General features: G+C 74.2%; 20 protein-coding genes. 11 read left to right on the top strand and 9 right to left on the bottom strand.

Features of this window, described 5'->3' with window-relative positions; all coding sequences use genetic code 11:
- Positions 1–50 precede the first annotated feature (50 nt).
- Positions 51–1274, top strand: a complete 1224-nt coding sequence (locus ACZ7LE_RS12545; RefSeq protein WP_470403595.1) for an MFS transporter — start codon at positions 51–53, stop codon at positions 1272–1274.
- A gap of 67 nt (positions 1275–1341) precedes the next feature.
- Complete coding sequence (gene fgd / locus ACZ7LE_RS12540) at positions 1342–2343, top strand: glucose-6-phosphate dehydrogenase (coenzyme-F420) (RefSeq protein ID WP_470403594.1); 1002 nt, start codon at positions 1342–1344, stop codon at positions 2341–2343.
- A gap of 44 nt (positions 2344–2387) precedes the next feature.
- Here fgd and ACZ7LE_RS12535 read toward each other — a convergent pair whose 3' ends face one another.
- Positions 2388–3047, bottom strand: coding sequence for a response regulator transcription factor (locus ACZ7LE_RS12535; protein ID WP_470403593.1), 660 nt, complete (start codon positions 3045–3047; stop codon positions 2388–2390).
- 8 nt (positions 3048–3055) lie between these two features.
- Positions 3056–4285 (bottom strand): sensor histidine kinase, encoded by a 1230-nt coding sequence (locus ACZ7LE_RS12530; RefSeq protein WP_470403592.1) that lies wholly within the window; start codon positions 4283–4285, stop codon positions 3056–3058.
- Between the two features lie 131 nt (positions 4286–4416).
- Here ACZ7LE_RS12530 and ACZ7LE_RS12525 point away from each other — a divergent pair, with 131 nt between their 5' ends.
- Genes ACZ7LE_RS12525 through ACZ7LE_RS12515 form a run of 3 tightly spaced genes read left to right on the top strand, consistent with a single transcriptional unit; the run spans position 4417 to position 7210 of the window.
- Positions 4417–4881: a hypothetical protein gene (locus ACZ7LE_RS12525; RefSeq protein ID WP_470403591.1), complete on the top strand. Its 465-nt coding sequence runs from the start codon at positions 4417–4419 to the stop codon at positions 4879–4881.
- Positions 4878–6500: a multicopper oxidase family protein gene (locus tag ACZ7LE_RS12520; protein WP_470403590.1), complete on the top strand. Its 1623-nt coding sequence runs from the start codon at positions 4878–4880 to the stop codon at positions 6498–6500. Before ACZ7LE_RS12525 ends, ACZ7LE_RS12520 begins: the two co-directional genes overlap by 4 nt.
- Before the next feature lie 20 nt (positions 6501–6520).
- Positions 6521–7210 (top strand): HAD hydrolase-like protein, encoded by a 690-nt coding sequence (locus ACZ7LE_RS12515; protein WP_470403589.1) that lies wholly within the window; start codon positions 6521–6523, stop codon positions 7208–7210.
- Here ACZ7LE_RS12515 and ACZ7LE_RS12510 read toward each other — a convergent pair.
- Positions 7200–7724, bottom strand: coding sequence for an O-acetyl-ADP-ribose deacetylase (locus ACZ7LE_RS12510; RefSeq protein WP_470403588.1), 525 nt, complete (start codon positions 7722–7724; stop codon positions 7200–7202). The genes ACZ7LE_RS12515 and ACZ7LE_RS12510 overlap by 11 nt on opposite strands.
- On the bottom strand, positions 7721–8188 hold the full coding sequence (locus ACZ7LE_RS12505) for a GNAT family N-acetyltransferase (protein WP_470403587.1): 468 nt from the start codon (positions 8186–8188) through the stop codon (positions 7721–7723). Before ACZ7LE_RS12505 ends, ACZ7LE_RS12510 begins: the two co-directional genes overlap by 4 nt.
- A 300-nt stretch (positions 8189–8488) precedes the next feature.
- Here ACZ7LE_RS12505 and ACZ7LE_RS12500 point away from each other — a divergent pair, with 300 nt between their 5' ends.
- Positions 8489–10063, top strand: coding sequence for an HNH endonuclease signature motif containing protein (locus ACZ7LE_RS12500; RefSeq protein WP_470403586.1), 1575 nt, complete (start codon positions 8489–8491; stop codon positions 10061–10063).
- Positions 10064–10073: 10 nt separating this feature from the next.
- Here ACZ7LE_RS12500 and ACZ7LE_RS12495 read toward each other — a convergent pair whose 3' ends face one another.
- The 3 genes from ACZ7LE_RS12495 to ACZ7LE_RS12485 form a co-directional block, all read right to left on the bottom strand.
- Positions 10074–11309 (bottom strand): DUF6596 domain-containing protein, encoded by a 1236-nt coding sequence (locus ACZ7LE_RS12495; RefSeq protein WP_470403585.1) that lies wholly within the window; start codon positions 11307–11309, stop codon positions 10074–10076.
- A 17-nt stretch (positions 11310–11326) separates the two neighbouring features.
- Positions 11327–11710, bottom strand: coding sequence for a YciI family protein (locus ACZ7LE_RS12490; protein WP_470403584.1), 384 nt, complete (start codon positions 11708–11710; stop codon positions 11327–11329).
- A gap of 89 nt (positions 11711–11799) precedes the next feature.
- The gene (locus ACZ7LE_RS12485) at positions 11800–14277 is read right to left on the bottom strand and encodes a DNA gyrase/topoisomerase IV subunit A (RefSeq protein WP_470403583.1); all 2478 of its coding nucleotides are present in this window, start codon (positions 14275–14277) and stop codon (positions 11800–11802) included.
- A 175-nt stretch (positions 14278–14452) separates the two neighbouring features.
- Between ACZ7LE_RS12485 and ACZ7LE_RS12480 the strand changes: the two genes are divergently transcribed.
- Together ACZ7LE_RS12480 and ACZ7LE_RS12475 are read left to right on the top strand one after the other, a co-directional pair.
- Positions 14453–14908, top strand: a complete 456-nt coding sequence (locus tag ACZ7LE_RS12480; RefSeq protein WP_397396757.1) for a hypothetical protein — start codon at positions 14453–14455, stop codon at positions 14906–14908.
- A 65-nt stretch (positions 14909–14973) separates the two neighbouring features.
- Complete coding sequence (locus ACZ7LE_RS12475; protein ID WP_470403582.1) at positions 14974–17775, top strand: GNAT family N-acetyltransferase; 2802 nt, start codon at positions 14974–14976, stop codon at positions 17773–17775.
- Between the two features lie 4 nt (positions 17776–17779).
- Here ACZ7LE_RS12475 and ACZ7LE_RS12470 read toward each other — a convergent pair whose 3' ends face one another.
- Positions 17780–20272: a substrate-binding domain-containing protein gene (locus ACZ7LE_RS12470; protein ID WP_470403581.1), complete on the bottom strand. Its 2493-nt coding sequence runs from the start codon at positions 20270–20272 to the stop codon at positions 17780–17782.
- Entirely contained in the window at positions 20269–20598 is a 330-nt protein-coding gene (locus ACZ7LE_RS12465) for a CU044_2847 family protein (RefSeq protein WP_470403580.1), read from the bottom strand. Before ACZ7LE_RS12465 ends, ACZ7LE_RS12470 begins: the two co-directional genes overlap by 4 nt.
- Positions 20599–20722: 124 nt before the next feature.
- Between ACZ7LE_RS12465 and ACZ7LE_RS12460 the strand changes: the two genes are divergently transcribed.
- Genes ACZ7LE_RS12460 through ACZ7LE_RS12450 form a run of 3 tightly spaced genes read left to right on the top strand, consistent with a single transcriptional unit; the run spans position 20723 to position 23158 of the window.
- Positions 20723–21301 (top strand): DUF5998 family protein, encoded by a 579-nt coding sequence (locus tag ACZ7LE_RS12460; protein WP_357476849.1) that lies wholly within the window; start codon positions 20723–20725, stop codon positions 21299–21301.
- A complete protein-coding gene (locus ACZ7LE_RS12455; RefSeq protein ID WP_470403579.1) occupies positions 21298–22503 on the top strand; it encodes an alkaline phosphatase family protein in 1206 nt (401 codons plus the stop codon). The genes ACZ7LE_RS12460 and ACZ7LE_RS12455 overlap by 4 nt, the downstream gene beginning before the upstream one ends.
- A 22-nt stretch (positions 22504–22525) precedes the next feature.
- The gene (locus ACZ7LE_RS12450) at positions 22526–23158 is read left to right on the top strand and encodes a thymidine kinase (RefSeq protein ID WP_285103576.1); all 633 of its coding nucleotides are present in this window, start codon (positions 22526–22528) and stop codon (positions 23156–23158) included.
- The last annotated feature ends 7 nt before the right edge of the window (positions 23159–23165 follow it).

Raw genomic sequence — 23165 nt, 5'->3', positions numbered from 1 at the left:
TCGGAATGATTCGCTTGTCCTGATCAATGGGGGCGGCGCAGACTGCTGGGGTGACGAACACGCAGACCCTCCCCGCGCCCGCCGCGCCCGTCAGGCCGGGACCCGGCCGCCACGGCGCCGGGTTCTGGGTCATCGGACTGACCTTCCTGCTGCTCATGGCGTTCTCCACCGTGCCGACCCCGCTGTACCCGCTGTACGTGGCCCGCGACGGGTACGGGCCGTTCACGGTCACCGTCATCTTCGCCGCGTACGCGGTGGGCGTCGTGGCGAGCCTCTTCTTCGTGGGTCACCTGAGCGACCGGGTCGGACGGCGCCCGCTGGTCCTGCTCGCCGCGGGCCTGGAGCTCCTGGCCGCGGTGATCTTCCTGGCCCGGGACGACCTGGCCGGACTCGTCGTGGCCCGGCTCGTCTCCGGCATCGGGATCGGCGCGCTGACGGCCACGGCGACCGCCTACCTCGCCGAGCTCGACGCCGGCCGGTCCCGCCCCGCGCCCGGCCGGGCCGCGGTGGTCGCGACCGTCGCGAACCTCGGCGGGCTGGGGCTCGGCCCGCTCCTGTCGGGGCTGATCGCCGAGCCGTCCGCGGAGCCGCTGGTGCTGCCGTACGCGGTGTTCGCCGGGGTGCTGGTGCTGCTCCTGGTGGGCACGCTGCTGGTGCCCGAGACGGTGCTGCACCGCCCGGGCCTGCGGCCCTACCGCCCGCAGCGGGTCGCGATCGGCCCCGAGGCCCGGCGCCCGTTCGTGGCCAACGCCGTCGGCGCGTTCACGGCATTCGCCGTGTTCGGCCTGTTCAGCTCCGTCGCGGCGTCGTTCGTGCACGACGAGCTGGGGCAGACGTCGCTGGTGGTCACCGGCGTCGTCGCGGCCACGCCCTTCCTGGCCGGGGCGCTCGGCCAGTCCCTCGTCGCCGCCGTCTCCCCGGCCCGCCAGCTGCGCGCGGCGACGGTCTTGATGATCGTGGGCCCGGCGGCGCTCTTCGGCGGCGTCGTGCTGCCGTCGACGGCGCTCTTCCTGACCGGCGGCCTGCTCGCCGGCGGCGGCGCGGGCCTGCTCTTCAAGGCGGCCCTGGGCCGGACGGCGGCGCTCGTCCCGCCGGCGGAACGAGCCGAGGCGCTCGCGCTCGTGTTCCTCGTGGGCTACGCCGGGCTGGTGGTCCCCGTGCTCGCGGTCGGCGTCGGCCTGGTCTACCTGCCGGCCCCGCTGGTCCTCGGCGTCTTCGTCGTGCTCGTCGCGCTCGCCGGCGGGTGGGCCGCGACCGCGATGCGTCGTTCCTGACCAGCGGCTCTGTGATCTGCGCGACGCCCGCCCACCTCCCCGGGCGAACGAGCGTAGGGTCGCAACCGTGACTCTGAAGATCGGGTACAAGGCGTCCGCCGAGCAGTTCGGGCCGCGCGAGCTGGTTGAGCTCGCAGTACGCGCCGAGGAGGTGGGACTGGACAGCGCGATGGTCTCCGACCATTTCCTGCCGTGGCGGCACGAGGGGGGTCACGCGCCGTCGGCCCTCGCCTGGCTCGCCGCCGCGGGGGAGCGCACCTCCCGCATCCAGCTCGGCACGAGCGTGCTGACCCCCACGTTCCGGTACAACCCCGCGGTGATCGCGCAGCAGTTCGCCACGCTCGCGCTGCTCACCGAGAACCGGATCATCCTCGGCGTCGGCACGGGCGAGGCCCTCAACGAGACCGCCGTCTCCGGCATGGAGTGGCCCGAGTTCAAGGAGCGGTTCGCCCGCCTGCGCGAGGCCGTGCAGCTCATGCGCGCCCTGTGGACCGAGGACTCGGTCGACTTCAAGGGCGACTACTACGAGCTGGTCGGCGCCAACATCTACGACCGGCCCGTCAGCCCCGTACCCGTGTACATCGCGGCCGGCGGACCCCTCGTGGCGAAGTACGCGGGACGCGCGGGTGACGGCTTCATCTGCACGTCCGGCAAGGGCATGGACCTGTACACGGAGAAGCTGCTGCCCGCGGTCGCCGAGGGCGCGGCCAAGGCGGAGCGCGACGTGGCCGACGTCGACAAGATGATCGAGATCAAGATCTCCTACGACCGCGACCCCGCCGCCGCGCTGGAGAACACCCGGTTCTGGGCACCCCTGTCGCTCACGCCGGAGCAGAAGCACAGCGTCACCTCGGCCACCGAGATGGAGCAGCTCGCCGACGAGCTGCCGATCGACCAGGTCGCCAAGCGCTGGATCGTCGCGTCCGACCCGGACGAGGCCGTCGCGATGATCAAGCCGTACGTCGACGCCGGGCTCAACCACCTCGTGGTGCACGGCCCCGGCCACGACCAGGAGCGGTTCCTCACGCAGTTCGGCGAGGACGTGCTGCCGCGGCTCCGGGCGCTCTGACACCTCCCCGGTCCGGACGCCCTGTCCCTCGGGGTTGTCGTCTCTCAGGGCGTCCGGACCAGGCCCGTCTCGTACGCCAGGATCACCAGGGCGGCCCGGTCGCGCGCGCCGAGCTTGGCGAGCAGCCGGCTCACGTAGGTGCGGGCGGTGGCCGGGCTGAGGTAGAGCTCGGCGGCGATCTCGTCGTTCGTCAGCCCGCGGCCGAGCTGCTGCAGCACCTCGCGCTCGCGCTCGGTCAGCGCGGCCAGGCGGTCGTCGGCGCCGGTCCGGGGCGCCGGTCCGGCGGCGACGGCGCGCAGCACCGTGGCGGTCACGGCCGGGTCGAGCAGCGCGTCGCCCGCCGCGACCACACGAACGGCGCGCCGCAGCTCGGCCGGGGCCACGTCCTTGAGCAGGTAGCCGGCCGCGCCCGACCGGACGGCCTCGAACACGTGCTCGTCCTCGTCGAACGTGGTCAGGACCAGCACCCGGGTGCCCGCCAGCGCGGGGTCCGCGACGATCTCCCGGGTCGCGGCCAGACCGTCCAGGCGGGGCATCCGGATGTCCATCAGCACCACGTCGGGGCGCAGCTCCCGCACCCGCGAGACCCCCGCGAGCCCGTCGGCGGCCTCACCGACCACCGTGATGTCGCCGTCGCTCTCCGCGAGGGCCCGCAGGCCCGCGCGCACGAGCTCCTGGTCGTCCACCAGCACGATCCGGATCATGGCCGGTCTCAACCTTCCAGTCGCAGGGGCAGGTCGGCGACGACGAGGAAACCGCCGTCCGGGGCGTCACCCGTGGTCAGGGTGCCACCGAGCAGGGTCGCCCGCTCGCGCATCCCCGAGATGCCGGACCCGGCGACGACGTCGCGCCCGGCACCCCGGCCGTCGTCGGAGACCCGCAGGGCGAGGCGGTCGCCGTCGACCCGCGCGGACACCGCCACGCGCGCGGCGCCCGCGTGCCGCAGCACGTTGGTCAGCGACTCCTGGACGATCCGGTAGGCGGCGGCGCCGATCGCGCCGTCGAGCGTGCCGGGCGGCACGTCGAGCGTGACGTCGACCGCGAGGCCCGCCGCCCGGGCCGACGCCGCCAGCGCGTCGACACCGCCCAGGCCGGTCGGCGTGACCTCCGGCGCCGCAGCCCCGGGCGGTGCGGCTCCCGGTCTTGGCGGACCCGCGGAGGCACCCACCGGCGCGCGCAGCACCCGCACCGTCGAGCGCAGCTCGCGCAGCGTGCCCGACGTCGCCTCCCGGACGTGGTGCAGCGCGCCCCGGGCGGCGTCGTCGTCCCGCCCCACCGCCTCCGCGGCGACGCCCGAGTGCAGGGCGATCACGGACAGGTTGTGCCCCACCACGTCGTGCAGGTCCCGCGCGATGCGCAGCCGCTCCGCCTGCAGCCGCTGCTCGGCCTCGTGCGCCTCGTGCACGCGCGCCTCCCGCGAGAGCCGCACCGCGACGCCCAGCGCGATCGCCGCCGCGACCAGCGCGAGGTTCGTGACCAGGTCGTACGGCGTCAGGTACTCCTCCTCGGTGCCCGTCACCCGGTAGTAGGTCGCGACGGCGACCAGCACGGCGCCCCCGCCGACCGCCCAGCCGGTCCGGCGCATCTCCGCCGCCGAGTACAGCGCCGCGACCGCGGGCAGCGCCATGCCGATCGGCGCGAACTGGAACGTGTAGTAGGCGAAGACGCCCAGCACGGTGAGCACCACCATCGTGCGCGGCATCCGACGCCGCAGCAGCACCAGCGCCCCGAAACCCACCGCGAACAGGTACGCCCCCGGCCCCGCGTGCCGCGCCGCGTCCGGATCCGCGGCGATCACGACCGCGACCACCAGCGCCATGGCGATCGCCAGGGCGACGTCGACGACGCGTGGGTCCACGGTGATCCGTGGGTCGACCGTCACGCGTGGGTCGACGGCCAGGCGTGGGTCGACGGACCGCGGGACGTCGCTCTGCTCGGGCACACCGACACCCTACGGACGGCCCGCCCCTGAGGCATCAGACCACGGTCTCAGGGTCGTGTCGCCTCCGGGCGACACCCAGAGACGCTCCCGGGCCGATGTGGCGGGGCGGGCCCGGCGGGCACCGTCGGGGCATGACCTCACCACACCATCCCGGGCAGCCGCCGTCCGAACCCACGCCGGCCCAGCCACCCCTCGCACGCCCGGCGTCGGCGCCCCGCCCCGGCACGGTCTCCTGGACGCTCGTCGCGGGCCTCTCCGCGCTGGCCCTGCTCTGGCCGCTCACCGGCCTGACGGGCGCGCTCGGCACCGGCGCACCCCGGGCACTGACGATCATCGGCCTCACCGCCGCCGTCTGGATCGGCGTCGTCGGGCTGGGCCGCGTACCCCGCCCCGTGCTCACCCTGACCCTGACCGGCCTGGCCTACGGGCTGGTCGCCACCGTGATCGGCACGCTCGTCCCGGTGCTCTCCGGCTTCGGCCCCGGCGGTGGGCCGGCATGGACCCTCGTCCCGGCCCTGGCCTTCGACACCCTGTGGGGCGCACTCGCCGGCCTCGTCGCCGCGGGCGTGCAGCGCCTGCGCGGGGGTGCCCGATGAGGCGCGCCGGCGCCCGCCGCCCGGCCGCGCGCCTCGCGGCGCTCGCGGTCCCGCTGCTCGCGCTCGCCGGCTGCGCCCTGGTCCCCGGCTCGGTCACCCCGGTGGACGAGGTCGAGTTCACGAACGAGCTCGCGATCCCGCCCCTGGCGCCGTCGCGGGTCGTGGACGGCACGCGCGTCTTCTCGCTCACCGCGCAGGAGGGCACCACCGAGCTGGTACCCGGCGTCGAGACCCGCACCTGGGGCTTCGACGGCTCCTACCTGGGGCCGACCCTGCGCGCCGAACGCGGCGAACGTGTCGCCGTCGAGGTCACCAACGACCTGACCGAGCTGACCAGCGTGCACTGGCACGGCATGCACCTGCCCGCCGCCATGGACGGCGGGCCGCACCAGAAGGTCGAGCCGGGCGCCACCTGGCGCCCGACCTGGCGGATCGATCAGCCCGCCGCCACCCTCTGGTACCACCCGCACCCGCACGGCGCCACGGAGAAGCACGTCTACCGCGGCCTGGCGGGCCTTTTCCTCCTCGACGACGACGCGTCCCGCGGCGCCGACCTGCCGCAGGAGTACGGCGTCGACGACGTGCCGGTGATCGTGCAGGACAAGATCCTCGACGACGACGGCCAGCTCGAGCTGGAGGACAACGGCAGCGAACCCGGCACACTCGGCGGGATCGTCCTGGCCAACGGCACGCGGGGCGCGTACCACGAGGTGACCACCGAGCGGGTGCGCCTGCGCCTGCTCAACGGGTCGACCGCGCGCACCTACCAGCTCGGCTTCCCGGACCGGCAGATGGACCTGGTCGCGACCGACGGCGGGCTGCTCGACGCGCCGGTCCGGCTCGAGCAGGTGCGGCTCGCGCCCGGCGAGCGCGCCGAGGTCGTCGTGCGCATGGCGCCGGGGGAGACCACCCGCCTGCACTCGTTCGAGGCCGACCTGGGCGGCGTCGTCGTCCCGTTCGCGATGGGCGGCAACGACGCGTTCGACGTGCTGGAGCTACGCGCCGCCGACCGGCTCACGCCGGCGCCCGAGCCCGCCTGGACGCCGTCCGCCCACGCCACCGCCGATGCACTGCGGGAGTCCGACGTCGCCGTCACGCGCGAGTTCGAGCTCGACGACCGGCGCATCAACGGGCGGACCATGGACATGGGCCGCATCGACGAGGCCGCCACCGTCGGCGACACCGAGGTGTGGGAGGTGCGCAGCATCGTGCCGATGCCGCACAGCTTCCACGTGCACGACGTCCAGTTCCGCATCCTGTCGGTCGACGGCGACCCGCCGCCCCCGGAGCTCGCCGGGCCCAAGGACACCGTGTACCTGGAGCCGCAGCGCACCTACCGGCTGCTCATGCGGTTCGACGACTACACCGACCCGGACGTGCCCTACATGTTCCACTGCCACATGCTGCTGCACGAGGACGCGGGAATGATGGGGCAGTTCGTCGTCGTCGGACCGGGGCAGGAGCCGGGGACCGTGCCGGAGCACCACGGGAGCGGGCACGACGGCGGGAGCGGGCACGACGGCGGGGGCGGGCAGGACGGCGGGGGCGGGCCTGCCCCCGCCTCCGGAACAGGGCCCCGGTACGTGCCGGGCGCGGACGCGCACGCGGGGCACCACTGAACCTGTGCGACGCTCGTGCCGTGACTCTCTCGCTCCCCTCCCGCACCACGCACGTCCTGCTCGACCTCGACGGCACCCTCACCGACTCGGCGCCCGGCATCATCGCCTCGCTGCGCACCGGCTTCACGAACGCCGGCTTCGACGTCCCCTCCGACGCGGTGCTGCGCACCTTCGTGGGCCCGCCCCTGGGGGCGAGCATGACCCGGGTCGGCCTGTCCGACGCCGACGCCGACGCCGTGATCACCGCCTACCGGAGCGACTACGAGGTGCACGGCATGTTCGACAACTCGGTGATCCCCGGCATGCCGGAGGCGCTCGCGGAGCTCCGGGCGTCCGGGCTGACCCTCCTGGTCGCGACGGCCAAGCCCGAGCACTACGCCCGGCAGATCGTGGAGCACTTCGGGCTGGACGGTTACCTCGAGGGCGGGCTGGACGGCGTGCACGGCGCGGCCGCCGAGACGGCCGGCCTGGTGCAGGGCAAGGAGGTCGTGGTGGAGCGGGCCGTGGCGCACGCGTTGGCGCTCGGGGCCGACGCCGCTCAGGTCGTCATGGTGGGTGACCGCGAGCACGACGTGCACGCGGCCGCCCACCACGGCGTCGCGACCGTGGGTGTGACCTGGGGTTACGCCGCGCCCGGGGAGCTGGAGGCAGCGGGCGCCGCGGCGATCGCGACCACGCCGGAGGAGCTGCGCAAGCTGCTCACGAGCTGAGCACGTCGTCGAACGCCCGCTGGACACGTTCGTCGATCACGACGAACCGCACGTCCTGCAGGTCCGCCTCGGAGTGCTCGGCGAGCCAGTTCCGGGTGGTCACCACGGCGATGCGCGCGACGTCGGACACCGGCCAGCCGTACGCGCCCGCGCTCACCGCGGGGAAGGCGACCGACCGCAGGTCGAGCTCGGCGGCGACGTCGAGCGACCGCGCGAAGCACGATGCGAGCAGGGCCGGGTCGTCCTGACCGCGGTGGAGGTTCGGCCCGACCGTGTGGATCACCCAGGACGCGGGCAGGTCGAACGCGGGGGTGGCGACGGCGTCGCCGACGGCCAGGCCGTCGCGGTGCGTCGTGTTCCGGAGCCGCCTGCAGGCCTCCAGGAGGCGGGGTCCGGCGGCGGCGTGGATCGCGCCGTCGACCCCGCCGCCGCCCAGGAGCAGGGAGTTGGCGGCGTTGACGACGGCGTCGGCCTCGACGCGCGTGAGGTCACCGATCTCGACGGACAGGCTCATGTGGCTGCTCCCGGTTGACGTGCCGGCGCCCCCGCGGCGCTGCCGGGGCGTTCCATCCATTTGTACTCCTCGGTGACCGGTGTCCACCCGAACTGCTCGTACAGCCCGTGGGCGTCGGCCGTCGCGAGGATCGTGCGGCGCAGTCCGCCGATCTCGTCGAGCTCGGCGACGACGCCCGCGACCAGCAGCTTGCCGATGCCCTGCCCGCGCAGGTCCGGGTCGACGATGACGTCCGCGAGCCACGCGAACGTCGCGCCGTCGGTCACCACGCGGGCGAACCCGACCTGCTCGCCCGTGTCCCGCCGGTAGACGCCGTAGGGCCGGGAGCCGGCGATGGCGGCGTCCATCACGTCGCGCGGGCGGTCCTTCGCCCAGTAGGTGTGGCGCGAGACGAGCTCGTGCACGCGGTGCGCGTCGATGCGGGTGGGGTCGGCGGAGAACTCGTAGGGCGGGTCGTCGGTCATGCGCTGGAGTCAACCACTGGACACCGACATCGGCTGAGGGGATTTCCTGGGCTCCGAACGTGTCCGATCGGCCGGCGCGCAGGCGATACGCGGTGGGCGTGCTGCGTGCCGGATCTTACGCGGCCGGCAGAAGACGGGGCAGGCAAGCGTTCGGACAGGCTAACTTCGAACAAGCGTCCTCAGTGTTGGAGTGTCGCGGTAGCGTGTGTGGCTCAGGGAGGTGCTGGCATGGACGACGGACGGAAGTACAGGGTTATGGGCTCTGCGCTCTTGGAGGACGAGGCCCCCCCGGGACCGGTCGTGGGGGAAGGACTGCCGGCCTGGCCGGTCGATCGGGTGCGGGCCGCGCTGACCGGCGCGGTGGGTGCGGAGCTGGCCCGGGTGGTGGGGAGGATCACGGACCCGGAGGCAGGTCTGCTGCTCGACCTGCCTGACGACGCGCTGGGCGACCTGGTGGTCGCGTGCGGGCGGCTGCAGTCCTGGGCCGCCGGCCTCCAGGCCTTGACGGTGGGCGAGCGGGCGCGCAGGGAGACCAGCCCGCTGGCGCACAGCTCCCTGGTCGCGCAGGTGACGGGCGAGCTGGTGGTCACAGGGACGGAGGCGTCGGAGGTCGTGGTGCGCGGCGAGTCGGGTATCGACCATCCCACCGTGATCACGGCCCTGACCGCCGGGCAGATCGACGTGAAGAAGGCGCACACGCTGCTGCGGTCCGCCGTGCAGCTCACCACGGAGGAACGCGCCGAGGCGATCACGCGGTACCTGCCACAGGCACCGTTCCGCACGTGGCGGTGGCTGCGGTCGAAGCTGCTCGCGTTCGCGAAGTCGCGGCACGGATCCGCCGAGACGGCTCGGATCGCCGCGCAGCGCCGCAACGTCCAGCTCGACCGGGCGGAGAACGACATGGGCTGGCTGTCCGCCTACCTGCCGGCCGCCGACGCCGCAGCGGTGTGGAACGTGATCGACGACATGGCGCACCAGTTCCAGCGGGTCGCAGGCGAGGACCGTGACCTGGGTCAGCTCCGCGCCGACTGCCTGACCGGCATCGTGACCGGTCGCCTGGTGCCCGCCGACCGGTTCACGGAGGTCGGTGAGATGGCCGGTGCCGAGGCGGGTGCGGATGGTTCCAACGGCTCGGCAGCCGGCGCGCACGACTGCGTGTGCGGCGGACGTGCGCCCGTCCAGGTCGTGCGGGTCACCCCGACCCGGCCGGTCGTGCGGGTCACGGTCCCGGCCACCGCGCTGCTGGGCCCGGACGACGCACCCGGAGAGCTGGAGGGCTTCGGGCCCGTTCCCGCGGACCTGGCCGGTCGGATCGCAGCTGACGCGACCTGGGAGCGCCTGGTCACCGACCCGTTGACCGGGGTGCTGACCGACTACTCCACCGCGTCGTACAGACCGGGGAAGGTGCTGCGACAGGCGGTGGTCGCGCGCGACGGAACCTGCGCGTTTCCGCACTGTGAGCATCCTGCAGACCGGGACGACCTGGACCACATCGTGTCCTTCGACCATGATCTCGACCCCGCGATGCTGCCGCTCGGCACGCCTGGGCAGACCCGCGCCGACAACCTGCAGCCTCTGTGCCGACGACACCATCTGTTGAAGACGCACGGAGGATGGGGTGTCGTCCGGGACGCCGGCAGCGGGATGACGACCTGGACCTCGCCCTCAGGCCGCGTGCACAGGCGCCCGCCTACGGTGCTGGACACCCACGTGGAGCTCGACGACGTCGACCCTGACTCGAGCTACGACCTCACGCTGGAGTCCGTGACCGGCCGACGCCCGCCACGCCGGAACACCACGGCCATGACCGGTGCGACGCCGGCCGGATCCGCCGGTCCGACGAGCCCGCACAGCCCTGACCACCCGCCGTTCTGAGCAGACAGAGTCACCCCGCGTACCGGCGGCAGAACTCGCGCAGCGGGCCTTCGGGCACCACGTCGAGCAGCTCGCGGTACCGGCCGGCGGCCTCGTCGGTGCGGCCGGTCCGGCGGGCCAGGTCGGCGAGCGTGAGGCTCGCGTCGCGGGCGGCGTACGGCGGGCCGTCCGCGACCAACGCCTCGAGCTCGCGCTCGACCGGGGCGAGGTCACCGCCGTCGTGCAACGCGAGCCGGCCGAGCACCACCAATCGGGCGACACGCGTTGCCGGGGACGGCCAGGTGTCCGCCAGTGCGTCGTAGAGCTGGGCCAGTCGTGGCCAGTCCGTGCCGGCGGTGTCCGGTGCCGTGGCGTGCACGCCGGAGATCGCGGCTTCCAGCACGAAGCGGCCGGGCGAGTCTGAGGTTTCGGGGGACGTCGACCACGTGAGCGCGACCGCGGCGTCGTCGAGCCCGGCGCGCAGCAGCCGCCGGTCCCACGCCGACCGGTCCACCTCGTCGAGGGGGAGCGCCACCCCGTCGCGCACCCGGCCGGGGCGCCGGGCCAGGCCGAGCCGGCAGACCGCGCGCAGGCCGAGCACCTCGGGGTCGTCCGGGTACTCCGCGACCAGAGCCTCGGCGAGCGTCAGAGCGTCACGAGCAGGGTCCTGCGTCGCGTCCGCGGGCTGCAGCTCTTCCCGCTGGCCCACGGTGAACAATCCGGCCACGCAGGCGAGCACGACGGGCAGCCGCACCGCGCGCGCGGGCAGGTCGGGCACGGCGAACTCGCCGCGCGCCCGGGCCAGCGCCGACTTGGCGCGGGTGAGCCGGGCGGCCGCGGTCGCCTCGGCGATGCCGAGGTGTCCCGCGATCTGCCGGATCGTGAGCCCGCAGACCACGCGCATCGCCAGCACGAGCTGGGCGCCGGGCGCGAGCGCGTCGTCGCAGGCGACGAACAGCAGCGCGAGGCGGTCGTCCAGCTCGTCGCCCGGGGCGTGCGGCGGGTTCACGTCGGCCACCTCCGGGCGGGCGAGCTGGGGCTGGATCCGGTCGAACACCCCCTGGTGGCGCAACGTGTCGAGCCAGGTGCGCCGGCCGACCTGCACGCACCAGCCCACCAGGTCGTCGATCGCACCGTCAGGCTGCGCCGCGGCGCGCGCGAACGCCTCGGCGGCGTATTCCTCGCCGTGGTCCAGGCTGCGTGTGGTCACCGCGAGCGACCGCACCACCTGGGGCCAGGCGGTGCGGAACGCCGCGGGGTCGATCACAGGTCGGAGTCCGTCGGTCAGGAACCGAAGCTCATGACCTTGCGCCACTCGACCACGTTGCCGCTCGGGACGAGCGCCGCGATCTTGCGAGCCGTGGCCTCGTCGCACTCGACCCGGTAGAAGCCGGTGATCACCTCGTTGGTGTCGGTGAACGGCGCGTCCGTGTACACGGGTTCGCCGCCGTCCTTGCCGACGGCGACGAACCCGCCGTACTTCGCGTTCTGCAGGGCGTCGCCGCCGGTGATCTTCACGCCCAGGGCGGCCACGGCCTCGCTGAAGCGCTCGTGGGCGGCCATGTCCTCGGAGAGGTCCTGGCGGTTCTGCCCGCGCAGGTTCTCCGGGAGGTACGCGTCCGAGTCCCAGTCGTTCTCGCGGATCAGGAAGACCCAGGTGTCGGTCATGACGTGCTCCTCGTTCGTGGGATGTTGACACGCCTTGGACGGGCGAGCCGCGCCGGAATCGACACCCCCACTGAACTACTTTCCCGAGATCACCCGATGACCGCGACCGGCACCGCGATCGGCGTCCCGGAGCCGTCCCGGCGCTGGTCCACCTCGGGCAGGTCGACGGGCTGGCCGCCGGCGCCGAGCGCGCGCGGGGGAGTGGCACCGACCCAGGCCAGGATGAGGCCGTCCTCACCCTTCAGGAGCCGCTGCGACCGGACGCCGCCGGTCGCCCGGCCCTTGCCCGGGTACAGCGCGAACGGCGTCACCTTGCCCGCGCCCGGCTCGATGCCCGGCAGCGCGTCACCCGCGCCGGCGATCGTCACGACGGTCGCGTCGACCCCGGCCGGGACCGCGCCGAAGAACACGGCCCGCCCGCCCTCGGCGAGCTTGATGCCCGCCATGCCGCCGGCCGCGCGACCCTGCGGGCGCACGGACGAGGCGGGGAAGTGCAGCAGCGAGGTGTCGTCGGCCACGAAGACCAGCTCGTCGTCGTCGGCGACGACGGCGGCGCCCACCACGGTGTCGCCGTCCTTGAGCGCGATGACGGGCCACTCGTCGCCCTTGGCCGGGGCGTCGGACGGCGCGACCCGCTTGACGGTGCCCTGTGCGGTCCCGACGGCGACGGTCGGCGCGTCGGCGCCGAGCCCCGTCACGGCCAGCACGCTCTCGCCGCGCTCCAGCTCCACGAGCTCGCTGACCGGGATGCCGCCCGACAGCGACGGCGCGCCGTCCGTCGGCGGGAGCGAGGGCAGGTCGAGCACGGAGATGCGCAGCATGCGGCCGGCGGACGTCACCAGGCCCACGTGCCCGCGGGTGGACGCTGCGGCGTCGCCCCGCAGGGCGTCGTGCGCGGCGCGGTTGCCGTCGCGCGGCACGGGGACGTCGTCGGGGAGCCGCGCCAGCAGGCCCGTGGCCGACAGCACCACGCGGGTGGGCTGGTCCTTGATCTGCAGGTCGATCGGTTCGACGTTCTTCTTGCGCCCGTTCGCGGGGGCCACGGCCACGGAGCCGACGGACCCGCCCGCGGCGTCGAGCAGCACGGTGCGGCGCGGCGTGCCGTAGGTCTTGGCCACCTCGCCCATCTCGGTGCTCACGAGGCGGCGCAGCAGCTTCTCGTCGCCGAGGATCTGCTCCAGCTCCGCGATCTCGCGGCGCAGCTCCTCGGCCTCCTTCTCCAGCTCGATGCGGGAGAATTTGGTCAGGCGGCGCAGCTGCAGGTCGAGGATGTAGGAGGCCTGCGGCTCGGACAGGTCGAAGATCTCGCGCAGCCGGTCGCGCGCGATGGCGGCGTCGTCGGACGAGCGGATGACCTGGATGACCTCGTCGATGTCGACGATCGCGATGAGCAGGCCGTCCACCAGGTGCAGCCGCTCCAGTCGCTTGTCGAGGCGGTACTGCGAGCGGCGCCGGACCACGGAGATGCGGTGGTCCACCCAGACCCGCAGCATCTCGAGCAGGCCGAGCGTGCGCGGCTGGCCGTCGACGAGGGCCACGTTGTTGATGCCGAACGAGTCCTCGAGCGGCGTGACGCGGTAGAGCTGCTCCAGCACGGCGTCCGGGTCGAACCCGGTCTTGACCTCGATCACGAGGCGCAGCCCGTGCGTGCGGTCGGTGAGGTCCTGGACGTTGGTCACGCCCTGGATGCGCTTGGCCTTGACGCCGTCGGCGATCTTCTCGATCACCTTCTCCGGGCCCACCAGGTACGGCAGCTCGGTGACGACGATGCCCTTGCGGCGCGGCGTCACGTTCTCGATCCGCGCGGTGGCGCGGGTGCGGAAGCTGCCGCGGCCGGTGCGGTAACCGTCGCGCACGCCCTCCAGCCCGACGATCTTGCCGCCCGTGGGCAGGTCGGGCCCGGGCACGAACCGCTGCAGGTCCTCCAGCGTGGCCTCGGGGTTCTTGATCAGGTGCTGCGCCGCCGAGACGACCTCGACGAGGTTGTGCGGCGCCATGTTCGTGGCCATGCCGACGGCGATGCCGGACGCGCCGTTGACCAGCAGGTTCGGGATCGCGGCGGGCAGCACCTCGGGCTGGGTGAGCTTGTTGTCGTAGTTCGGCACGAAGTCCACGACGTTCTCGTCGAGTCCCGTGGTCATCGCCATCGACGGTGCGGCGAGCCGCGCCTCGGTGTACCGCGGGGCGGCGGGGCCGTCGTCGAGCGAGCCGAAGTTGCCGTGCCCGTCCACGAGCGGGAGCCGCAGCGAGAAGTCCTGCGCCAGGCGCACGAGCGCGTCGTAGATCGGGGCGTCACCGTGGGGGTGCAGCTTTCCCATCACCTCGCCCACCACGCGCGACGACTTCACGTGCGCGCGGTCGGGCCGCAGCCCCATGTCCGACATCATGTACAGGATGCGTCGCTGCACCGGCTTGAGGCCGTCACGTGCGTCGGGAAGCGCCCGCGAGTAGATGACGGAGTAGGCGTACTCGAGGAACGAGGCCTCCATCTCCGAGGCGACGTCGATGTCCACGACCTTCTCGTGGATCTCGCTCTCGTCGAGCGGCTGCGACGGCTTGCGCGCCATGGTTCGTGGGGCTCCTGGGCTCTGGGGCTGGACGGGGACAGGCAAACCGTACCTCGCGCCACCCACACTCCAGGCCGCGCACACGCCCTCCGCGCACGAGGCTCTTCACGGACGTCTCACCAGGTCATCGCCGAGCCGTGTGCACAGACCTCGTCGTACCTGGCAGTATTCAGGTATGCCCGAATTGCCGCTGGTCAGCAGGTCAACGACCGTTCCGGGCTGGCTCGCCAGGATCGGCCTCGCCTACGGCGTGGTCGGGCTCAGCGTGGTGCCCGTCCTGGTGCTCGGCGCCCTGGTCACGTGGTGGATGCAGTCGTGGCGCTGCGCCCAGCAGGAGTGGGGCTGCCTGGAGCAGGGCATCACCATGTGGGCGGGCCTGGCGATCCTCGCGGCGGTGCTGCACATCGTGGTCGCCATGCGGGTCGGGCTCGGCGTGGTGCACGGCCTGGTGGTCGTCGCGGTCGCCGCCGTCGCCGCGAACGTGGCGCCGTCGGTCGGCGCGTGGCTGCTGCTCGCGGCGGGTCCCGCGGTCGCGGCGATCCTGACGGCGTCGGGCCCCAACCGGCGCCAGCGCCTCGTGCTCGTGGGCTTCGCCGTGATGCTGCTCGTGGGCATGGTCCTCGTGGGCTGACCGGTCTGCCGACGCCCACGGGGCCGCGTGCGGCCGCGCTTCCGCCGGGTCGTTAGCCTTGTCCCGTGGACCAGCCAGAACGGGCCGACCGGAAGGTGGGCACGGTGCGCTCGCCCTACGCGACCGGCTACCCGGTCGAGTGGGAGGCCGACGTGGTGCTGCGCGACGGCTCGACCGCGCACGTGCGCCCCATCCGGCCGGAGGACGCCGACGCGCTCCAGCGCTTCCAGATGGCCCAGTCCGAGCGCTCCACGTACCTGCGGTTCTTCGCCGCGCTGCAGCGGATCCCGGAGCGGCTGCTCACCCAGCTCGTCACGGTGGACCACGTGCGCCGGGCCGCGCTCGTCGCGGTCCGGCCGGGTACGGACGACGACGGCGCGAGCCGCGAGGACATCGTCGGTGTCACGCGCTACGACGTGACCGACGACCAGCCGGGGCGCCGCACCGCCGAGGTCGCGTTCAACATCGCGGACGCGCTCCAGGGCCAGGGCCTCGGCTCGGTCCTCCTGGAGCACATCGCCGCGGCGGCGCGCGAGCGGGGCGTGCACCGCTTCATCGCCGAGGTGCTGCCGCAGAACCGCGCCATGCTGGGTGTGTTCCGCGAGGCGGGCTACGACGTCGAGCAGCACCTGGACGACGGCGTGGTGACCGTCTCGGTCGACCTCGACCCCACGGACCGGTCCCGCGAGGTGATGGCCGACCGCGAGCACCGCACCGAGGCCCGCTCCATGCAGGGCCTGCTCTCGGCCCGGCGGGTCCTCCTGGTCGGCCCCGCGGGCACCGGCCAGTCCGCCGACGACACCACGATCGACGAGCTGCTCGTCGTCCGCGTCCGCGAGGCCCACGCCGCCGACCCCGGCGACACCGAGCTCCTGGTGCTCGGCGACGACGTGACCTGGGCGGACCTCGCCCCGGCGAGCAGCAGCGATGGCAGCGCCGACGGCCTGAGCACCGTCGACCTCGCCGTCGTCGCCGCCCCGCCCGACGAGGTGATCGACGCCGTCCGCCGCCTGCGCGGCACGGGCGCCCACGGCGTCGTCGTGCTCTCGGCGGGCTGGGCCGAGGCCGGGCCCGCCGGCGTGGCCCGCCGCCGCGAGCTGCTGCGCACCGCGCACGGCGAGGGCATGCGCGTGGTGGGCCCGGCGAGCTACGGCCTGCTCACCAACGTGCCGGGCGCACGCCTGCGCGCGAGCCTCGCCCTGACCGCCCCGCACCCGGGGCGCGTGGGCCTGTTCAGCCAGAGCGCGCCGACCGCCGTCACCGCCGCCGAGACCGTCAAGCGGCGCGGTCTGGGCCTGTCCACGCTGGTCTCCGCGGGGCACCGGGCGGACGTGTCGGGCAACGACGTCATGCAGTACTGGCAGGACGACCCGCACACCGACGTCGTGTGCCTGTACCTGGAGACGCTCGGCAACCCGCGCAAGTTCTCGCGCATCGCCCGCCGCCTCGCGCAGGTCAAGCCCGTGGTCGTGGTCGTGGCCGGGCGGCACGGCAGCGTGGTGCCGCCCGGGCACACCGTGCGCGCCACGCGCGCCCCGCGCCGGATGCTCGACGAGGTGCTGCGGCAGTCCGGCGTGATCCGCGCGGAGAACACGCACCAGCTCATGGACGTCGCGCAGGTGCTGGCGCACCAGCCGCTCCCGGCGGGCGGCCGGGTGGGCATCCTCGCCAGCTCGCCGTCGCTCGCGGCGCTCGTGGCGGACGCCGTCGCGGCCGCGGGCCTGACCGTCGTCGGGCCGCCGGAGTCGCTGTCGGCGGGGGCACCCGACGACGAGATCGCCGCCGCCGTCGACGCACTCTACGCGCCGGACGCGTGCGACGCCGTCGTCATGGTGTCCGTGCCCGTGGTGCTGCCGCGCACCGAGGCGATGGCCCGCGCCGTGGCCGAGGCCGCGGCCCGCACGGGCCGCACCACCGTCGTCAGCGCGCTGGGCCTGCACGGCATGCCCGACGAGCTCGCGGCGAGCCACGACGGGCGCGAGGTGCGCCTGCCCGCCTTCTCCACCCCCGAGGACGCCGTCTGGGCCCTCGGGGAGGTGGTGCGCTACGCGCGGTGGCGCACCCAGGACCACGGCGCCCCGGTGCGCCCGGCCCTGCGGGAGGGCGTGTCCGACGGCGTGGCCCGCACCCAGGCGCGCACGCTCGTCGAGTCCCTGTTGAGCCAGCATCCCGACGGCACGGTCCTCGACCAGGGGGCCGCGACCGAGCTGCTCGCCTGCTACGGCCTGACCCTGTGGGGTTCCCGCAGCGTGCGGACGCCGCAGGAGGCGGTGGCTGCCGCGCAGGAGCTGGGCTGGCCCGTGGCGCTCAAGATCGCCTCGCCCGCGCTGCGGCACCGCGCCGACCTGGGCGGGGTGCGCCTCGACATCGCCGACGCCGAGGACCTGACCGAGGACGCCGAGCGCATGCTCGCCGCGGCGTCCGCCCTGCTGCCCGCCCCCGACCCGGTGCTGGAGGTGCAGGCCATGGCGCCCACGGGCGTGGCCTGCGTGGTGCGGTCGGTGGAGGACGAGCTGTTCGGGCCCGTGGTCTCGTTCGGCGTGGCGGGCGACGCCGTCGACCTGCTCGACGACGTGACCCACGGCGTGCCGCCGCTGACCGACGTGGACGTGGCCCGGATGGTGCGCGGCGTGCGCGCGGCCCCGCGCCTGTTCGGGTACCAGGGCGCCCCGGCCGCCGACGTCGCCGCGCTGGAGGACGTGCTCGCCCGCGTCTCGGTCATGGCCGAGGACCTGCCCGAGCTCGCGTCCGTCGAGCTGTACCCGGTGGCCGTCGCGGAGCGCGGCGCCTCCGTGCTGCACGCGACGATCCGGCTGCGCCCCGCCGAGCGCCGCACAGACGCCCTGCGCCGGGCGCTGCCGGGCTGAGCCCCTACTCCTGCTGCGCCGGGTCGCCCCCGAAGTTGGCGAACACGTCCGTCATGACCTCCCCGATGTCCTGCGCACTCGTCGCGTCGTAGAACGCGCCGCCGGAGGCCGTGGCGATCTCCTGGAGCGCCCCCGTGGCACTGGCCGCGTCGGCGCCGTAGGCCACCGTGTACACCTGCACGCGGTGGTCGTCGTTGTTCAGGGCGGGATCCCGCAGGTGCGTCAGCAGGTCGCCGAGGCCGCCGGGGTCCTTGGTCTCCTCGCCGTCGCTCAGCACCACCACGGCGTTGATCCGGTCGGCCTCGTGCAGGTCGTGCGCCTGGTCGAAGGCCGTGGTCACGGCGCCGTACAGCGCGGTGTTGCCGTCCGCCCGCAGCGCGTCGACCACGCACGTGCGCAGCTCGGGGGCGGGCGCCTCCGCGCAGTCCGCGTCGACGCAGCCGCCGGTCCGGTCCGCCGCGCACCCGGGCAGCGCGCCGGCCGCCGCCTGGTCGGTGGCCGGCAGGGCGCTCCGTACATCGTCGGAGAACACCGTGATCCCCAGCCGGTCCGCGGGGGTCAGCATGCCGATCCCGAGGTTCGCCGCGTCCTGCGCGAGCTCCAGCTTGCTCGGGCCGCCCGCGCCCGCGGAGTCGCCCATCGAGCCGGAGACGTCGACCACGAGCGTCACGTTCGCCCGCCGCTGGATCCCCACCCAGGTGTCCAGCATCGTGTCCAGCACGTCGGCCGGGGGCGCGGGGAGCAGCTTCTGCTCCTGGCCGGCCCGGATCCCGAGCGTCTCCTCGAGGAGTGCGGTGGGCCGAGCGGGCTCGTCCGCGTCGCGGAAGCCGAGCTCGACGAACTTCGCCTGGGCGTCCGTCCCGGTCAGGTACGCGTAGAAGGCCTTGGCGGCCGCCCGCACGTCCGGGTCCCCCTGCTCGAGGAGGACGAACGGGTGGTCCAGCGCGAGGGACCCCTCCGTCGGGTACACCGCGGTCAGGCGGAGATCGGGCGGGTCGTCGCAGCGCAGCTCCTCGATCTGCGCCCCCTCGGGCACGTTGCAGTTGTACAGGTGGATGAGCTGCTCCTGGACGACGACGGCGTTCAGCGGGCGCTCGCCGTCGACGCCGTTCGCCTGCCCCTCGTCGTAGATCTCCCGCATGAACCCGGTCGCCTCGAGCCCGTAGCGCTGGACCGACTGCTCCACGTCGTGCACGAAGCTGCCCACCTCGGTGTCGTCGACGAGACCGGCGACCTGCGCCCAGTCCGGCTCCGGGGTGAGCACCTCGGCGTGCCCCGCGGCCGACATCCCCGCGTAGTAGGTGGCGACCGTGGCGGCGAGCCCGGACGACGAGTTGTGCGGGTTGTCGCGGCCGAGGACGAACGCCGTGTCCCCCGACAGCTCGCTCAGCCGGGCCCAGTCCTCCTCGCCCTCGGGGAACAGCTCGTCCCGGTCCGCCGCCGGCACGGCGATCGCGAGGACGCTGCTGGTCACGGAGCCGAGCCGGTCGCCGTCGGCCACCGCTTCCGGCCGCTCGGCGGCCACCTGGTCCACCGACATGCTCGACGTCGGCAGCCAGACGTCGGGCCGGTTCCCGGCGGTGACCGCGGCGTCGACGGACTCCCAGTCGTCGGCGAGCGCGGCGGCGGCCACCCCGGAGGTCAGCCCGGTGACCCGCACGTCGACGCACCGCTGTCCCACGCCGTGGCTGTCCTCGAAGTCCTGGGCGAGCTCCGCGACCAGCTCGTCCTTCTCCGTGGACACCGTGGTGTTCACCACCACGCAGTCTCCGGAGACCCACGGCAGGCCGCGACCCGGGAGCACCAGCGCGACGACCGCTCCGACCACCGCCACCGCGGCGACGACGGCCGCCGGCTTCCAGAGCCGGCGCACGAGCCGGGCGAGGCCGGTGCCGAGCCGCAGCAGCCACGGCCCGACCCGGTCGAGCATCGTGGCGGCCGGGAGCAGCCCGCGGATGACGTCGGAGGGGACCGCCAGGGCGTCGCCGTGCGCGCCCGTGGCGACCGTCTCCACGAGCATGCCCATGACGTCCAGGGTCTGGGGCACGATGACGGGGCCGCCGCTGAAGCCCTGCTGGAGAGGGACGCCGCTGGTCGAGTCGAGCTGCAGGCGGTCGCGGCCGACGCGCCCGGCGACCAGGGAGTGGTTCCACGCCCCGTCGGCGCGGTGCTCGGGATAGCCGTAGACGTCCACCTGAGCGCGGTCCCGCCAGTCGACCAGGCGCAGCACGGTCAGGCCGCCCGGCATGCGTGCGCTGCGGGGGACCCGCAGCACTGCCACGTCCTCGTGGGCGTCGTCCACGACGACGCGGGCCACGCGAGTGCGGCGGTCCGCATGGAACGTCACGGCGATCTCGGAGCCCTCCGCGACCACGCCGGGCAGCGCACGCAGGACGTGGTGGCACGTGACCACCGTGCGTGGTCCGACGGCGAACCCGATGCCGACCCGGCCGTCCGTGCCGCCGATGTCGACCAACGCGGCGTTGCGGTCAGTCATCGGTCCCCGCCCGACCACGTGAGCCGGACGGTGAAGTTCACCTCGGCCGATCCGCTCGAGACGACCACCGACGAGCCGGCGGTGAGCTTGAGGCCGAACTCGACCTCCGCCGTGTCCGGACCGGCCGACCGTGCCCAGCCGGCGAGCGTCCCGAGCACCGGGCGCAGCTCGTCCAGCGCGGCGTCGAGGGTCGCGCCGGCGCGGCCGACGACCGCCCCGGGCCGGGCCGCGGGGACGAGCTCCTCGGTGACGGGCCGGGCGACCTCGACGAGGAACGAGTCGCCGTCGTCCAACGGCATCTCGATGACCTGGATCTGACTGGACATGTCCGAAATGCCTCCGCCGCGTGGTTTGGGGAAGACTGTAGTGGCGACCGGCGCTTCCGTCTCGTCTACCTGGGCATTCGCATCATGTGGACCTGACCTCCGCGTGGATGGGATGATTCCTCTCGTGCCCCATGCCCCTACCGATGCCCGTGACGACCTGACCGCCCACCTGCACCGGGCCGGCTACTACCCGGAGCTCGTCGCGGACGTGCTCGACGTGGCCCTGGCCGGCGAGGAGGTGGTGGCCCACCTCGTGCAGGCCGAGACCACCTTCGACTCGGAGGTGCGCCGCCACCTCACGGTCCTCGTGCTGACCCCGACCCGCCTGGTCACCGCGCACGTCGACGACCACACGGGGGAGGACCCGGCGCGGTCCGGCTCGGCGTCCGCCACCACCGAGGTGGTGCCGGTGCGCGAGATCCGCTCGGTGGCGCTCACCCACGTGATCGCGGACCCGGCGCAGTACCCGCAGCGCGGGGCCACGCGTGAGGTGACGCTGGCCGTGGGCTGGGGTGCGGTCTCGCGCGTCGACCTGGAGCCGGCCTCCTGCGTGGACCCGAACTGCACGGCCGACCACGGCCTGACCGGCCAGGTGACGCCGGACGACGTGGTGGTCCGCGTCTCCGGCGAGGCCGAGGGCGACGCCGCCGTCCGGGCGGCCGTCGACTTCGCCCGGGCGCTGTCCCGGGCCACGTCTGCGTGAGCGCACCGCACCTCCCCGAGGGCCTGGTCGCGCCGTCCTACGACACGACCAGCCTCGCTGCCGTGCTGCCCGCCGCCGCGGGCGCCCTGGGCCACGACCTCACCACGGCCACGGGCCTGACGGCGGCCGGCTGCCGCGCGGCCCTCGGCCTGCCCGACGCCGACCGCGTCGTCGTCGTGCTGGTGGACGGGCTCGGCCTCCGCAACCTCGCCGAGCGCGGGGGCCACGCGCCGTTCCTGCGTGGCCTCCTGCGCGAGCGGGACGAGGCCGCCGCCACGCTCACCTCCAGCTTCCCGTCGACCACGGCGGCGGGCCTGAGCATCCTGGGGACCGGCACCGCCCCGGGCCGGACGGGCATGCTCGGCTACACGCAGCGCAACCCCGAGACGGGGAAGCTGGCCGCGGTGGTGCAGTGGCGTGACCTCGGCGACCCCGCCGACGTGCAGCGCGAGCCCACGGTCCTGGAGACGCTCGCCGCCGCCGGTACGCGGGTGGTGGCCCCCGGCCCGCGGAAGTTCGCGGGTTCCGGCATGAGCCAGGCCGCGCTGCGCGGCCCCGTGCACGTGGCCGCGGAGACGTTCGAGCAGCGCGTGGACGCCACCGTCGCGGCGCTGCGCCGACCTGTCGACCCGGCGGGCACCGGGCAGAGCCTCGTGTACCTGTACCAGGGCGACGTCGACAAGACCGGCCACGGCTTCGGCTGGGACTCCTGGCAGTGGGGCGACGTGCTCGAGGCCACCGACCAGGAGCTGCGCCGCCTGCTGCGCAGCGTGCCGCGCGGCACGCTCGTGCTGGTCACGGCCGACCACGGCCAGATCACGGCCGACCTGACCACGCAGTGGGACGTCGCGACCGACCCGGCCCTGCACCCCGGCGTGGCCTTGGTGGGCGGCGAGCCGCGCGCCCTGCACGTCTACACCGAGGTGGGCACCGACCCGGCCGACGTCGCGGCCCGGTGGGCCGAGCGGCTGGGCGACCACGCGCTGGTCGTGCTGCGGGAGCAGGCGGTGGCCGGCGGCTGGTTCGGGCCGGTCGCCGAGCACGTGCTGCCCGCGATCGGGGACGTCGTGGTGGCGATGACCGGCGCCGCCACCGTCGTCGACTCCCGGGTGCACTCCGCGAACGCGCGGGCGCTGCCGGGCGTGCACGGCTCCCTCACGCCGCACGAGATGCTCGTGCCGTTCCTGACCGCCCTCGCCTGAGCCGTAACGCAAGGAGGCTCTCGTGGCCCAGCTCGTCTTCTTCTCCGGGACCATGGACTCCGGCAAGTCCACCCTCGCCCTGCAGACCGACCACAACTTCCGCGCCCGCGGGCGCGAGGGGCTCATCTTCAGCCGGGGCGACCGGGCGGGCGCGGACCGGGTCTCCAGCAGGCTGGGCCTGGAGGTCGCGGCCGTCGAGGTGACCGACGACACCGACTTCTGGGTCGAGATCAGCGGCCGCCGCGCGGGCGGCGAGGCCGTCGACTACCTGGTGTGCGACGAGGCGCAGTTCTACTCGCCCGCGCAGGTGGAGCAGCTCGCCCGGCTCGTGGACGAGACGGAGATCGACATCTTCGCCTTCGGCATCACCACCGACTTCCGCACCCGGCTCTTCCCCGGCTCGGCCCGCCTCATCGAGCTCGCCGACCGCGTCGAGCTGCTCCAGGTGCAGTCGCTGTGCTGGTGCGGCGCGCGGGCCACGCACAACGCGCGCACCGTGGACGGCATCATGGTCACCGAGGGCGAGCAGGTGGTGATCGGCGACGTCGGCCTCGCCGAGGTCGCGTACGAGGTGCTGTGCCGCCGCCACCACATGCGCCGCATGACGGCGCTCACCGCGCGCCGCCGGTCGGCGGACGAGTCCCTCTGGGGCTAGGCCGGCC

The sequence above is a fragment of the Promicromonospora sp. NPDC110617 genome, assembly GCF_055598465.1.
The sequence above is the reverse complement of the archived record's forward strand: the minus strand, read 5'-3'. Positions and strand labels throughout refer to the sequence as shown.

Coding starts and splice junctions, on each gene's coding strand:
- ACZ7LE_RS12525 (WP_470403591.1), top strand. CDS start 4,417: ATGACCTCACCACACCATCCCGGGCAGCCGCCGTCCGAACCCACGCCG.
- ACZ7LE_RS12510 (WP_470403588.1), bottom strand. CDS start 7,724: ATGAGCCTGTCCGTCGAGATCGGTGACCTCACGCGCGTCGAGGCCGAC.
- ACZ7LE_RS12520 (WP_470403590.1), top strand. CDS start 4,878: ATGAGGCGCGCCGGCGCCCGCCGCCCGGCCGCGCGCCTCGCGGCGCTC.
- ACZ7LE_RS12505 (WP_470403587.1), bottom strand. CDS start 8,188: ATGACCGACGACCCGCCCTACGAGTTCTCCGCCGACCCCACCCGCATC.
- ACZ7LE_RS12490 (WP_470403584.1), bottom strand. CDS start 11,710: ATGACCGACACCTGGGTCTTCCTGATCCGCGAGAACGACTGGGACTCG.
- ACZ7LE_RS12480 (WP_397396757.1), top strand. CDS start 14,453: ATGCCCGAATTGCCGCTGGTCAGCAGGTCAACGACCGTTCCGGGCTGG.
- ACZ7LE_RS12485 (WP_470403583.1), bottom strand. CDS start 14,277: ATGGCGCGCAAGCCGTCGCAGCCGCTCGACGAGAGCGAGATCCACGAG.
- ACZ7LE_RS12535 (WP_470403593.1), bottom strand. CDS start 3,047: ATGATCCGGATCGTGCTGGTGGACGACCAGGAGCTCGTGCGCGCGGGC.
- ACZ7LE_RS12465 (WP_470403580.1), bottom strand. CDS start 20,598: ATGTCCAGTCAGATCCAGGTCATCGAGATGCCGTTGGACGACGGCGAC.
- ACZ7LE_RS12470 (WP_470403581.1), bottom strand. CDS start 20,272: ATGACTGACCGCAACGCCGCGTTGGTCGACATCGGCGGCACGGACGGC.